This window comes from Shewanella sp. KT0246, assembly GCF_019654955.1.
GTDB lineage: Bacteria > Pseudomonadota > Gammaproteobacteria > Enterobacterales > Shewanellaceae > Shewanella > Shewanella goraebulensis.
Map to the genome: position 1 here is coordinate 99242 of NZ_BPEV01000005.1, position 14293 is coordinate 113534.

At 41.4% G+C, this 14293-nt stretch carries 11 protein-coding genes; 5 read left to right on the plus strand and 6 right to left on the minus strand.

Features of this window, described 5'->3' with window-relative positions:
- Positions 1–249: 249 nt before the first annotated feature.
- Entirely contained in the window at positions 250–2163 is a 1914-nt protein-coding gene (locus K5Q58_RS03930; RefSeq protein ID WP_220752567.1) for a S9 family peptidase, read from the minus strand.
- Positions 2164–2606: 443 nt separating this feature from the next.
- On the opposite strand from K5Q58_RS03930, the gene K5Q58_RS03935 reads away from it, so the two are divergent.
- Both K5Q58_RS03935 and K5Q58_RS03940 read left to right on the plus strand, forming a co-directional pair.
- Positions 2607–3320, plus strand: coding sequence for a hypothetical protein (locus K5Q58_RS03935; protein WP_220752568.1), 714 nt, complete (start codon positions 2607–2609; stop codon positions 3318–3320).
- Positions 3321–3335: 15 nt separating this feature from the next.
- Positions 3336–3983, plus strand: coding sequence for a type 1 glutamine amidotransferase (locus K5Q58_RS03940; protein ID WP_220752569.1), 648 nt, complete (start codon positions 3336–3338; stop codon positions 3981–3983).
- 74 nt (positions 3984–4057) lie between these two features.
- Here K5Q58_RS03940 and K5Q58_RS03945 read toward each other — a convergent pair whose 3' ends face one another.
- Entirely contained in the window at positions 4058–5581 is a 1524-nt protein-coding gene (locus tag K5Q58_RS03945) for a DUF3612 domain-containing protein (protein WP_220752570.1), read from the minus strand.
- Between the two features lie 197 nt (positions 5582–5778).
- Here K5Q58_RS03945 and K5Q58_RS03950 point away from each other — a divergent pair, with 197 nt between their 5' ends.
- Together K5Q58_RS03950 and cynS are read left to right on the plus strand one after the other, a co-directional pair.
- Positions 5779–6297: a malate synthase gene (locus K5Q58_RS03950; RefSeq protein ID WP_220752571.1), complete on the plus strand. Its 519-nt coding sequence runs from the start codon at positions 5779–5781 to the stop codon at positions 6295–6297.
- Positions 6298–6531: 234 nt separating this feature from the next.
- Positions 6532–6972 (plus strand): cyanase, encoded by a 441-nt coding sequence (gene cynS, locus K5Q58_RS03955; RefSeq protein ID WP_080914537.1) that lies wholly within the window; start codon positions 6532–6534, stop codon positions 6970–6972.
- A gap of 96 nt (positions 6973–7068) precedes the next feature.
- Here cynS and K5Q58_RS03960 read toward each other — a convergent pair whose 3' ends face one another.
- The 4 genes from K5Q58_RS03960 to K5Q58_RS03975 all read right to left on the minus strand — a co-directional run bounded on the left by K5Q58_RS03960 (position 7069) and on the right by K5Q58_RS03975 (position 13079).
- Entirely contained in the window at positions 7069–8790 is a 1722-nt protein-coding gene (locus tag K5Q58_RS03960; RefSeq protein ID WP_220752572.1) for a bifunctional protein-serine/threonine kinase/phosphatase, read from the minus strand.
- Between the two features lie 81 nt (positions 8791–8871).
- Positions 8872–9714: a formate/nitrite transporter family protein gene (locus K5Q58_RS03965; protein WP_220752573.1), complete on the minus strand. Its 843-nt coding sequence runs from the start codon at positions 9712–9714 to the stop codon at positions 8872–8874.
- A 210-nt stretch (positions 9715–9924) separates the two neighbouring features.
- Positions 9925–11430 (minus strand): cytochrome c oxidase accessory protein CcoG, encoded by a 1506-nt coding sequence (ccoG, locus tag K5Q58_RS03970; RefSeq protein ID WP_220752625.1) that lies wholly within the window; start codon positions 11428–11430, stop codon positions 9925–9927.
- A gap of 194 nt (positions 11431–11624) precedes the next feature.
- Positions 11625–13079 (minus strand): sigma-54-dependent Fis family transcriptional regulator, encoded by a 1455-nt coding sequence (locus K5Q58_RS03975; protein ID WP_259651225.1) that lies wholly within the window; start codon positions 13077–13079, stop codon positions 11625–11627.
- Positions 13080–13269: 190 nt separating this feature from the next.
- On the opposite strand from K5Q58_RS03975, the gene K5Q58_RS03980 reads away from it, so the two are divergent.
- Complete coding sequence (locus K5Q58_RS03980; RefSeq protein WP_220752575.1) at positions 13270–14211, plus strand: YeiH family protein; 942 nt, start codon at positions 13270–13272, stop codon at positions 14209–14211.
- Positions 14212–14293 lie beyond the last annotated feature (82 nt).

A 14293-nucleotide genomic window follows, 5' to 3' on the forward strand; every position in this document is an offset into this window, starting at 1 on the left:
ACTAAGTTAAGGAGGTGGGTGTGTGCGAACCGTTTATTTGTAACGCCAATAAGATTTGGTCGCTACTACATCATCAAGTAAATCGAGCGTAAAATAATACCAAACTAATAACATGTCGATTAACTTATGCGTCAATCGATATCAGTTTGTGATCCGCATCTCATTTGGTCTTTGCCGGTTAGATTTCGACATAAAAAAGCCCCTGCAAACATAATTATTGTAGGGGCCTAAGGAAGTTAATTGCCCAGCTTAGTTGGTACCAATGTATTTATCTAAGAAAGCTAATATGGCTTTATTGGCTTCTAAAATATTATCTTCGTTATAGAAACCATGGCCTTCTTTATCTTTCACTAACCACTCATATGGGTGACCTTTTTTATCTAAGGCTTCTTTGAGTGCTAATGCATGTTCAAAGTGAGCGCGTTGATCATCCTCACCATGAATAATCAGTACTGGCGCATTCAGTTTATCGACATTACGACTTGGAGATTGCGCAATAAGTTCAGCAGAATCTGTACCAAGTGTCGTGTTCAGGTATGCCCCTCCCCATGTCGCACCTTTAATATCGCCTTCATCAAACATCATAGGCAAGTCATAAACACCGACATACCCAATGGCGCACTTATACATTTCAGGAGCCCTAATTGCGCTTTGTAAGGCACTGTATCCACCAAAGCTTGCTCCAAAAATACAAACCCGTTCTTTATCTGCTACCCCTGTTTGAATGGCATAATTAAGGGCTAAAGTAATGTCGTCCTGTATCCCTGTGCCCCATTGGCCGTAACCTGCTTCCATAAAGCTTTTTCCGTAACCTTCAGAGCCGCGAAAGTTCACTTTAAGCACGGCATAACCGGCATTAGCCAACATTTGAGCTTGTGGATCAAATTGCCAATAGTCTCGATAATGCGGGCCTCCATGAGGCAATACCACTGTCGGTAAATTTTGCTTTTTGCCTATTGGCAATGTCAGATACCCATTAAGCACTAAGCCGTCTGGTGTTTTGATTCGAAAAGGTTCGGTAGATGCTTGTTGTTCTTTTTTAATCCATTGCTGACTAGACAATAAAAATCGCGCTTTCATCGTGTCGGTATTGAATATATAGAACGAGCCAGGGTTGCGATCACTAGAAACACGCACCACCATTTGCTTACCATCTTTGGTTTTACTGGTAATTTCGACACTATCGCCATTAAATGCTTGAATTAAGGCTTTGTGTAACTTCGCTTCCTGAGTATCTGGTTTAATAAAAATATAGCTAGAATAGTCTTCATCTAATCTCAAGCCATAGACTTCGTTTAAGTCAGAACTAATGGCATAAGTTGGGTCAGCAATCTCACTGCGATATAAAAAGGTTTCTTTTTCAGTTTCTAAATCATACCGGTACAGCCCTTGCGGTTTATTCTCTTCAGTTTTTAACGCATAAACTGATTTATTATCGCTACTAAAAGCCAGTGGGGTAAATTCACCTTCAAACTTTGACTCAAAGGGCTGCCAGTCTTCCCCCTTACCTTCGGAGTAATAAATTTTAGTGTCAAAATTCTTATCGGTACCGACTACAAACCTTGGCACACTATCGTTATCCACTAAAAACTGACTGTAAGAAATGGGTGCCCGTTTAACTCGACGTTCTTTACCAGTATAGACATTAAGCTTGGTCACCTCAGGCAATACATTACCGTCTCGGCTCAGCAATCGCTTGGTAATTAATACGTGCTTTTTATCATCCTCGAGTTTATCCAGTAAAAATCCACCATAACCAGAATAAGCAATGCCTGACTGAGCGCGAATACCGAAAATCATTTTTCGCTTAGAGCCATCATAATTAACCGCAAAAATTTCACCCAAATTAATCGGTTGCTCTAATCTCCCACGGCTTTGTACCACTTGAACAATCACCCGTTCATTGTTAACCCAGTAATAATCTGCAGGTTGATCCCGACCACTGGAATTAAGCGCAAAAGTGAGTTCAAAGTTGTCGGTACGCAAAAAAGCGAGCTTCTTCTTGCCTTCATCATTCATTAATACGGCTAAATGCTTGCCGTCAGGGGATATTTTGACACTGTGGTAATCACTGTGACGAGAATAGTCTTCTACTGATGCCGCAAAAGTGACATTGGAAATGCACAACAGCACTCCCCATACCATCATTATGATGTACTTCATGGTAGCTCCTTGAAATCTATCTATTACAGATAGTTTTATCCTTAAAAATTCACCTAATGTTAGGTAACAAATCAATGCTCAAGTTAGAAGTAAACAGGGTTATATTAAGAGGTATAATTGATATTCCCGCTTCCTTGGGCAAATGATTCCTGACATAAATATTATGCTATGACGAATTTTGCAGCGTTTGTATTATAGATTCAACAGTAACTTTGTTATTTATAATCAATCACTAGCAATACAGATATTAAGACTATGGTTTGTTTAAAAAACAGTCATTTTATCTATCAAATTCTACGGCTTCGAATTGTTAGTTGTTTGTAGTAAAATAAATTCCGAGGACGACCTCAGTTTATTGGTAAAATCACTATTCAGTGCTTTACTCCAATAGATATTCATACGGGGACGGCCCCATCTGACTAATTTCCAGATAGGAGCCGCCAATGTACCGACCTCAGTTTTTAACTCTATTTTTCATCGCTATAGTTAATCTTATTTCCCCAGCTTCAGATGCAAACGACAGCCACTTTGGCATGCATGGCATGACCCTGTTTGGTAGTCATGAAGGCTTATTTGCATCGCATCTACCTATGTATCACCAACCACACAATGTGCAAATGGTGATGCAATTTCACTTCCGAGATCCCGATATTGATAATGCGGTAAAACAAAAGCTAACCCAACAATCAAACCAAGCAGATCAGTTATGGACCATAGTACCAAAGCCTTTTGATTTAATGCGTTTGCACCCTATACATACTAATCCCCTGAACCACTTGCAGATCGATGTTGTTGAAGGCCACTTTGAACGAGGTGGTAACACCCGTTATTCGGCTCAAGAAATTGTGATTGATAAAGTGATAGTTTTCTCCGAACTCAGTATGTTGACCGATCAAAATAAAGCGCCAAATGCGCAGTATTTGGTGATTGCCGCCAATGCTGAAAGTCAGCATCATTTTTTAATTAAACTCATTGAAAATCGGCCGGAAGCAGACCACCTTTTACGGGTAGTTGACCATAAATTCTCAGCCCAACCCCAAGTCACTGTCCCGTTAATTGGAAACTTGCACCCTAATATTGATGCGCTCGCTAAAAGTCTTTCAATTAAGCCACAACAACTGATTGAAATTTATCTCGAAACAGGCGAGTTACAATAAATGCTGAGTAAAAAAATGCGAAAACTCAAATTAGTTATCATTCAACACCACCCTGCTGAAGGCGCAGGGCGAATAACTGGTTGGGCTGATAATCATCAGCATCAAATCACTCTCTTTATGGCGCCCCATAGCGAGTTACCGAAACTCGCTGACATTGATGGTTTAATCATATTAGGTGGTCCGATGGATGTGATTGATAACCCGCCTTGGATGCAAGAAGAACTCGCGCTTATCAAGCAAGCTGTTCAGTTGGATATGCCTATTCTTGGAATATGCTTAGGAGCACAACTGCTAGCATCAACTTTAGGCGCTAGCTTAGACACTTTGAGTACACCTGAATTAGGCTGGCAAACTGTAAAACTTTCAACGGGTCACTCAATGCTGGTACCACAATGGCATTACCAAGGGTTTAACTTTACTGAATCTAAAGTAAAAATAAGCGCTAGCTCAATGAGTTGGCCACAACAGGTGTTTCATCATCAACGGCAAATTGGCGTTCAATTTCACCCGGAATGGAATGCAAAACAAATTAAAGCGTTACAGCAAGCTTTTGGTGAAGATTGCCCTTTTGATGTAAATAGTGAAAAAGATGAGTTAATTCAATCAGCTCAAAAAGAGCTCGAAGAGTGGTTTTATCATCTTCTTAATAGTACCTTCAAATAACGAAATGCCCTGTTAATGGAGACTCATTAACAGGGCATTTTTAGATGTAATACAATCATTAATAGCAGGAAAAACTACTCACATTGAGCTTTACCGCTAGCATAACAGCTTGGTTGACGTGGGCACACCGCACCCCGTGAGCAGATCACTCTGGCATCGTTTTCAATTCCACGTTCAATCCAATTAATATTGAGGATTTTTGCCACACTGGTGAGATCGGCTTTTATCGCCTTAGGTATCGCGACTAAGCCGCCATTATCAACACAAGCTTGTTTTAAGTCTTGGGTAATTTTGTCGGCATCTTTACCTTGCGCTTCAATGGCGGGGTTTAAATCTATCCCTGCACATAACACATGTGGATTACCCGCTGAATCATCGACTTTTATTGATTCACAACAGTAAATTCGCGGCTCATTACCCACATTCAAAATAGATATTTGCGCTGAGGTTCCTGTTGATGGTTCATTGATTTTTCTAAATACAGCCCAATGATGACAAGGATCTTCCACAATGCGCATATTGCCCCAAGGCAGTGGAATACCATTGCCGCGATACACCGCTTTAAGCTTACCTGGTGCATACGCATCAAAGTAATGCCAATGGGGGTAAGGAGAGACAACTGTCATTCTGCGCATGGCAACCGACGCCGATACTTGTAACTGTTTATGGATATCAATTTCGTAGCCATGACGATCTAATAGCTGTCTGAATGGCACTTTAGGGCAGAGTAATGCCCCTGCAAAAAAGCTTGATTCAAAATCACGCCATGCATGCAAGATATCTTGGGCATTAAGTGTGTTTGACTGCACAGTTGCATCATCATCCGCCTCAACTCGACGCCCCGATGTCATGACACTTTTCAGGCCATCTTTATTGTGGAGCACGCAATGTCCAATGTGCACTGCCAAGTCATATTTAAGCCTTGGCGCATTGGATTTGAGCGCTTTATTGATAAAAATTGTCGCAGGTGGTTCAAAAAATGAGGTGGTTAACCGAGAAGAACGAGCGCCAGTTTCATCTAACACTTCAGTCGGAACTTCATCAATCCATTTGATTTTAAGCCCCATACTCTTAGCAATGCTAAGCATCTCATCAGCGCTAAGCGGCATCTGTTTTCTGCCAATATCTTCAGCGGCGCGTTCTAAATCTGGAAAGTGATTTTGATGATGTTCTTGGTGAGCACGAATAAGTAACTGGGCAAATTGTCTGCCTGATGTGCCTGTTTGTGACAGCATTTCAGGTATCGCGATTTGTAAAATGTCATTCGAAAATAGAAAACTTGGCTCGAGTGGCATACCGCTAATACCGCCACGGCGTCCCTTTTCAGGGGTGATTGATTGCTCTTCTGGCATGTCATCTAAAAACCAGTCGACATCTTTTTGGAACACGGTGGCAATCACCGCCAGCATGCCAGCACTGGGCACTCTTTTACCCCGTTCTATCATTGATAGATACGACACCGAAGGCGCAGAACTCGAATCAACACGTATACATCTGGCCGACAAATCTTCCATTGTCAGATGATTACGTTTACGCAGATTGCGAATCTTTGTACCCAGGAAATGTGACTTTCTCATCAAGCTTTGTTCATTACGCATTTTGTAAAATTCACACTGTAAAATTTTTATTGTGAAATTGTAGTGAAAAATACACTAGACTACAAATTAAGCAATCGGGAAACAGTTTTTGGAAATCGTTCACCGCAGCTTGCAACTTGAATCAAAGCTAAGAGAAGTAACACTGAACTGACAGATTGACCAGACAGTGTAATGACCCAAACGAAGAGGATAAGGTTATGACTATGACTACAATGCACACCAATACAGCAGCTCACAACCTTAACAGCTTCATTGAGGAACAATTTGTGGCGACCAGTACTAACGCTGATAAAATTACCAATGCGAAAGTATTTTTAGATGACAACTTCCCGCTAACCGAAGGCACACATGCCGATGTGAGTAGCTATGTTATTTACTACACTCATCTTTTAGCGTTTATGAAAGATGGCAGCCAATGTGGATTACAAAATCCGTGTCAGTTTGTTGCTCTAACGGGACATAAAAGCGACCCGACATCAGTGGTATTAAAAAATAACGATACCCATGTTGAAGTATGCTTTGACAGAAATGGCGAGCTAGGCGCTAACGATCCTGCTCACATTGAAGATATTCAAGTGGCACTGCCAATTAAAAACTTACCGACACCTTACAAACAATGGGTAAGCATGCTGCATTCTCGCTGCTTACCTACTGAAGGAAATTGCAAAGTGTTTACTGCAAAAGATGGCACTGATTACGCACTTCACCAGCGTTAATCAGCTCGATAAGCCACTAGATTACATTGCACTCTCAAGGTCGGCATCATTGCCGGCCTTTTTGTCAGTGAATACAAACCTCTCCTCCTGTCGCACCAACAATTAGCTAATAATGCACTAAAATAGCCGTGCTCCTATCCTATAAAAATTAACTTGCTGATTAATATACTATTTAATAATGGTCTAACTCTTGCGCGTTCTTATAGACGTTTATCATGCCTATAGGAATTTATAATGAATAAAGAACAAGTGGTTGAAGCAATTATTTTAGCGAAACATGCCCGCCAACTAAGCTGGCAAAATATTGCAGATGAGTTAGAAATGGGCTGTGTTTGGGTCACCTCAGCATGTTTAGGCATGAACAGCATGCCAGAGAACGTCGCCGATAAATTGTGCCAGCTACTTGAGCTTCCTGCAGGTTCACAAGCTGCGCTCACGGCTTACCCAACCAAACAATGGCAACGTGATGTACCACAAGATCCACTGGTCTATCGCCTCTATGAGGTGGTTGGTGTATATGGCGACACATTGAAAGAAGTCATTCAGGAGCAATTTGGTGATGGCATAATGAGCGCCATTGATTTTTCAATGGATGTTGCAAAACAAACTGATCCTAAGGGCGATAGGGTCGTGATTACCATGAACGGTAAGTTTTTACCTTATAAAGCATGGTAATTAATCCTTGATAGCCTGATGAAAGCTCGATATCGGGTTTGTATTAACGCAGTACTCTTGCTGCTGCGTTAATACTGACAAGCATTAAGGTCGTGCTTAATAAAATAAGGCTATCACTAACCCTAGTGCTAATAAGAAAGATAAACGCTGCCAAAATAAAATGGGGTCTTTATCAATATAAGGCGTGTGCTCACGTATTGATTTAGGGTGAGGATGTTTAAGGTTATAAATAAATTCCGATACTTCAGCAGTGCGTTTTGACGGGGACACTTCAAGAGCTTTTTCAAGGGCATAATCTACCCACTGAGGCACTGCGGCATTTCTACTTCGGGCAGGAACATAGCGTAAGCTTTGCTGCGCTTTTAACGTCGTTGCTTTGGCAACATCCACCCCGTAGGGCAACTGACCTGTCAGCATTTGATAAGTTATTACCGCCAGAGAAAAAATATCACTGCGACCATCGCCAAGCTCACCCACAAAATATTCAGGAGCACTGTATTGGGCCGTACCCAAAATGTGGTCATCAATCCCTTGAGTTTCAATGATTCCTGCAACAGCTGTCGCACCGAAGTCAATAATTTTGACCACACTTTCTGTGGTGATCATGATGTTTTCAGGGCGTAAATCTTGGTGCACCATCTCTTGTCTGTGCATAGCTTGTAACCCCCGAGCGATTTGAACCACTATCGTTCTCACTGAATCTAAATCGGGCTGTTCATGATCGTGGATCCATTGGGCTAGCGTGCAACCTTCAACATACTCTGTTGCCGTGTAAAGGTAACCCTTAGGAACACGTGACTTAACTGGTTTTAATAAATGCGTGTTAGATACCCTTTGTGCCACCCATTCTTCCATTAACAAGGTTTCTAAGTGGTCTTCATTTTGGCGCATTTCATCAGAAGGAACCTTAATTGCCACACGCTGACCAGAGGCTGTATCTTGAGCTAGGTAAACTCGGCTGCGACTACTCACATATAGTTCACGTTGAATCACCACATCTTCGAATTCTTGGCCGCTATGTAATGGTGGCGGTAAAGGGAGTCGATTCAATAACTGTTTGAACTCATTGACGTCTGGATCAGGTAGAGAATCTACCCGCACAATTTGAATACTCAAATTATCATCGCTACCAGCATCAAGCGCTTGCTGAACCAGCTCTTGCGCAACATTGGCTAAATCGCTGTTTTGCTCTATTGCATCATTAATGGCATTGGCAATGGTTCTCGTTGGTAAAAACTCGTGCACACCATCAGTGGTCAATACAAAAATATCGCCCAAGTTAATCGAGCAGGAGTGATAATCACTATTGAGTAACGGGTTAATACCTAATGCTTGATTAAGGTAACTGACTTCATCGTCGACATAACGTCGATGATCTTCTGTTAATTGCTCTAAACTATTCCCGCTCAATTGGTAGATGCGAGAATCACCACAATGAAAAATATGTGCTGTATTTGATTTAAACACTAACCCACTAAAAGTGCAGACATAACCTTTATTCAAGTCATGACGATGCGGGCCATTTTGGCTTTGAGCATATAGCCAATGATTAAGTGCCTGCAGCACTTTAAGCGCTGATTTTTTAACTGACCAGGCTTCAGAGGTTGCATAGTAATCACTGATAAAATTACTTATCGCACTTTCACTGGCAACACCACTGACTTCACTAGAACTAATACCATCAGCAATCGCAACCACTACGCCTTTACTATGTATCAAGGCATTATCTGGTTGCATACTGCCACAGCAATCTTGATTGATCTGCTTTAGTCCGCAAACGCTTTGTTGTGCAATCGTGAGTTTAAGCAAATTTTGCATTAAAGCTTCCTTGCCGCCACAACAATTACAGTGTCATTAACGTAACCGTGTGGCGGTAAGAACTCACTTAAGTGTCCAATATTAAGCAAGCTTTTCACGACGAGCTTCAGCTTGTTTGCGCTTACGCACTGGACTTTCTTTTACGTGAGTTAAATACAGCGGTAAACCAACAAGCACAAATCCACCCACTAAATTACCCAGTGCGGTAGGGATTTCATTCCAAACGAGGTAATCCATAACCGTAAAGTCACCACCCATGATCATTGAGAATGGGAACAGGAACATATTGACAATTGAGTGCTCAAAACCCATGAAGAAGAACAGCATAACGGGCATCCACATTGCCATCATTTTGCCGCTTGCAGAAGTAGAAATCATTGCACCAACGACTCCCATTGATACCATCCAGTTACACAACATGCCGCGAATAAAAATGGTCATCCAACCCGCAAAGCCATGTTCTTGATAACCCAGAGTACGTGACTCACCGATGCTACTCACTTTCGCAGCGAGTACGCCACCATCAGTGTTATAACCATAAGTTAAAATAAACGATGCAAAGAAAGCAACCGTGAGGGCGCCGGCGAAATTGCCCACAAACACTAGGCCCCAATTCCGCAGCATTTGGTCTACTGTACAGCCATTTCTTTTATCCAAAACCGCCAATGGCACTAAGGTAAATACCCCAGTTAACAAATCAAACTTCATTAAATATAGCATGATAAAACCAACAGGGAATAAGAGAGACCCCGTTAGCAAACTGCCAGTCTTAACTATCACCGTAATGGCAAAAAATGCTGCTAGACCTAAAATAGCTCCCGCCATAAAAGCACGGACCAATGTATCTTTGGTTGACATGAAAATTTTTTGTTCACCAGCATCGACCATTTTGGCTGCGAACTCTTTTGGTTCAATATACGACATAGCTTCACACTCCTAGATTTAATTCTGGTCATGTTTTGCGAGTTCTATGCCACTATAAAAAAGTCAAATTAAACAACTTGTTAACATAAAGGTGTACCATAAGCTAATGAGTTAAAGCACTATAATAGCTCGTTTTTTATTCATCCTGCCCTATATTGGAACGTCATCAAAAATTTCAATCAAGTTGTATTTATCCTTAAGGTTGAATGACTAAGGCCTAAAAAAGCGTGAAGCTTGAGCCACTTGATTAAGCGGTTTTCCTTGGACAATTTCACCGCCCGAGTTCACTTCGGTGATAAAAAATGTCAGCGTTTCGCGTGTTTGAGATAACCCCTGTTTATCAGGGTGCTTCATCGAGCTGGTGACTGTAATAGGATATTCAAGTTGCTCAGCCGCTTTAATCAACACCACAGTGTCATTTGCAATCGCAAAATCATAAGCTGATAAGTTGTCGTAACTGATACTGATATTATAAAAAGCGGCTTGCTGGGTTTTATTACGGATTTTAAGTAAATAGCTATTTTCAGTGACCTCTTTGTTTAGCTCGGTGCTGACCACACGATATAGACTTTGACGATCACGAATAACGTTTAATTGAATGTCAGTACGGCTTTGTAAATCCAGTACGATCATGACTAGCATCACCACTAATGCACCGGCATAACCCAATGCTTTTACTGACCAGAACGAGGGTTTTTCACCTTTTTTCAGTGCGTTTTCACTGGTAAAGCTGATTAGGTTTGGAAGATAGCCAAACTTTTCCATCGTTTGATTGCAGGCATCGACACAGGCGCCGCAATTAATACATTCGTATTGCAGGCCATTACGAATATCTATACCTGTTGGGCAAACATCAACACACAAATGGCAATCGACACAGTCACCTAAACCAGCAGGCTTGTTATCATTTACCAGTGCTAATTGCTTCTTGTTACGCTTACGCGGACCACGGTTTTCACCACGAGCAGCATCATAGCTAACGGTTTTAGTATTCGCATCGAACATCACAGCTTGAAAACGCGAATATGGGCAACAATGTAAACACATCATTTCTCGCATCCACCCTGCATTAAGGTAAGTACATAGTGCAAAAAACCAAACCCAAACACCGGTCCAAAACCCGCTACTGAAACTAAAAATATCCGAATATAACTCCCGGGCGGGCATGAAGTAGCCCATAAAACCACAGCCAGTCAGCAATGCTATAACAGCCCAAGCAGTGTGCTTTGATACCCTTTTACCGATTTTGGACATAGATAAGGGCGCATTATCTAATGCGGTGCGGTGATGATGATTACCTTCAACTTTCGCTTCAACCCACATAAACATCGCAGTCCACGCGGTTTGTGGGCATAAAAAGCCGCACCAAACTCTGCCCCAATATACCGTGACAAAAAACAATGCGAATGCGGCAGCCATAAAGACCCAAGCCAACACGGTAAAATCTTGCGGCCATAAGGTGATATTAAAAAAGAAAAATTGCTGTTCGGTCACATCAAACAAAATAGCCTGACGCCCGTTGAAATTGATGAAAGGGATCAGGAAAAATATCGCAATCAGCAAAGTATTAGTTTGCTGACGGATTTTTTGAAATACCCCTTTCTGTTCGCGAACATGAATTTTGCCAGAGGCGCTGACATTAACAACAGGAATGCGCTGGGTAGATGGTGTGGGTAGCCGACTCGAGACTGGCTTTGACGTCGCTGGTTTTGACATTGCTGCTTTTGACATGGTCTGGTCCTAATTTGCCTTTATTAGCTCACAGCTAAATAGCAAAACCTACGCCAACCACTACAGCAAATTAAGTTGTTGATTATAAATAACAAAATTAAATTAGGGAATATTAAAAGTCACGAAATATCACTTATTAGCGATATATCGTGATCTCAAATTAGAGGTTATGATTCGGTTTATCGGTTAATGGATAGTTTTTTCATTTTTGAACGTAAAGTACTGGGTGGCATATCGAGTATTGCCGCAGCGCCAGTCGGGCCCGAGATCCGCCACTGGACAGCATTAAGTGTCTCTTCAATATGAGCAGTTTCCGCCTGTGCCATGGTTAAAATAGGTTTGGTTACTGAAGCTGTATTTTGCCCACTTACTTGAGCATGACCAAGCGATAGACTATTAAAGTCCAAAGTTTGATTTTGGCTAAGAATAATTTCTCGCTCAATTAAGTTTTGCAACTCGCGTACATTACCAGGCCAAGAATATTGCTGAAGTTTTTTCAAACCTTTTGCACTGACTTTAGTTATCTTTTTACCCAGTTTCTGGCTTAAAGAGTCCACCAAATCGCTCACTAATGCTGGAATATCCTCACTTCGTTGGCGTAAGGGCGGTACCAAAATTGGAAATACATTGAGGCGATAATACAAGTCCATTCTAAACAAGCCTTGCTCTACCCTTGCCTGTAAGTCGTGATGAGTCGCGGCAATTAGGCGAATATTAACCTTTATGGTTTCACTACTGCCAACTCGCTCAAAGGACTGCTCTTGAATAACTCGCAGTAACTTAGATTGGGCTTCAAGGCTTAGCTCAGCAATTTCATCTAAAAATAAGGTACCATTATGGGCCAATTCAAAACGACCTTTACGTCTGCTTATCGCGCCTGTAAATGCGCCTTTTTCGTGACCAAATAACTCACTTTCTAAAATCGAAGCTGAAAATGCCGCGCAGTTTACACTCACTAGTGGGTGATCTTTACGATGACTTAATTGATGAAGGCTTCGTGCCACCAGCTCTTTACCTGTGCCATTTTCACCGCAAATCAACACTGTACTGTCAGTATTAGCCACCAGATTGATTTGCTGAGTTAAATGGCTAATTGCTTGGCTATTACCAGATAGCCCCATTGCACCTTGTTTACCTTGAAGTTCAGTCAGCAAATATTGGTTTTCAGAGGCGAGTCGCTCCGACAGAGCCTGCACCTGTGCTAATGCCTCGCGCAATGAGTCTTCGGTATGCTTTTGAATGCTCACATCTCGAAATATCGCGACTACTCCGATTAAAACGCCATTATCGTAAACAGGTGTAGAGCTATAATAAACAGGGAAGCAAGTGCCATCTTTTCGCCAAAATACATCTTCTGAAACTTGTCGAGCCACACCATCATGCAAAGTGCGATAAATCGGGCAGTCATGTTGTGGATAATGGCTACCATCAGCGTGGCTATGGTGATGACAATCATGGATATTTTTACCAATCAATTCAGCACTTTTCCATCCCGTCATTTGCTCTGCCGCAGGATTAATAAATACTGCATTACCTTCAAGATCAAAGCCATAAACCCCTTCAGTAATCGCGTTAAGCAGTAGTGTGTTCTCTGGTAAAAAGTGACTAGAAGCAAAGTTTTTTGGCGATGTCATTGCATTCCCTTCCATCAAAATGGTCAATATTACTGTTATTATAATCAGGTCACGATATTTCGCGACCTATAACTGAATGTATTTAGTTAACATCCACAATTATCTTTAGCTGATGCTTTTTCATCTTCAGTTATCGTTCAATGACTCTGGAGTTGCTACAATAAGCCATCGATATTTTGAGTGATTGTTCATGACTACTGGTTTTTCTTCGAAATTCAAATTATGGCTTTTTGTCGCTGTAGGTTTAATGTGTCTAGCGCCGTTTATCTCTTCTCCAATAGCTCTGTTAATGGGTTTTACTCTTGCCAGTTTAGGCATGGTGCCAGTCAGTATCGATCTAAATAAAATCACAAAAAAATTATTAGCTTACTCGATTGTCGGTTTAGGTTTTGGCATCAACTTACCTGAAGCGATTGCTGCGAGCAGTAATAATTTAGGCTTAATTGTGGGGTCTATTTTCTTTACCCTTATTTTAGGCTTTGGTTTAACTAAATTAATGAAGCTTGAAGAAAAGACCGGACATTTGATTAGTTGCGGTACTGCAATTTGTGGTGGTAGTGCAATTGCCGCTGTTGCACCAGCAATTAATGCTAAGAATGATCAAATTGCGGTTTCGTTAGCCTGTATTTTTTTACTCAATTCAGCCGCGTTATTCTTATTCCCCACCATTGGTCACGCCTTATCATTAAGCCAATATGATTTTGGGGTTTGGAGCGCCATTGCAATTCACGATACCTCTTCGGTGGTTGGCGCAGCATCAGCCTATGGCGATGAAGCCTTAAAAACAGCAACCACGATTAAACTGGCCCGTGCATTGTGGATTATTCCAATCGCATTACTCAGCGCCATTATATTTGGTGGTGATAAGTCGAAAATATCTATTCCATATTTTATTGGTTTTTATTGTTTAGCCATTCTAACGGCTTACTTTATTCCTCAAGGCCAACCAGTTTATGAAGTACTATTTAACGTATCTAAACAATTATTGATTGTATGCTTATTTTTGATTGGCGCGGGGATCACGGTGAGTAAAATGCGCGCCAACGGGCCTAAACCATTACTATTGGGCGTATTACTCTGGCTTGCTATTGGTAGCTCATCACTTGGATATATTTTATGGATTGGGCAATAAATAGGATTTATCACTAGTTATTTATCGCTGATGACTTATGAGGTTAGAACTATGGGCTTAGAACTACGAGCCTAGAACTAAG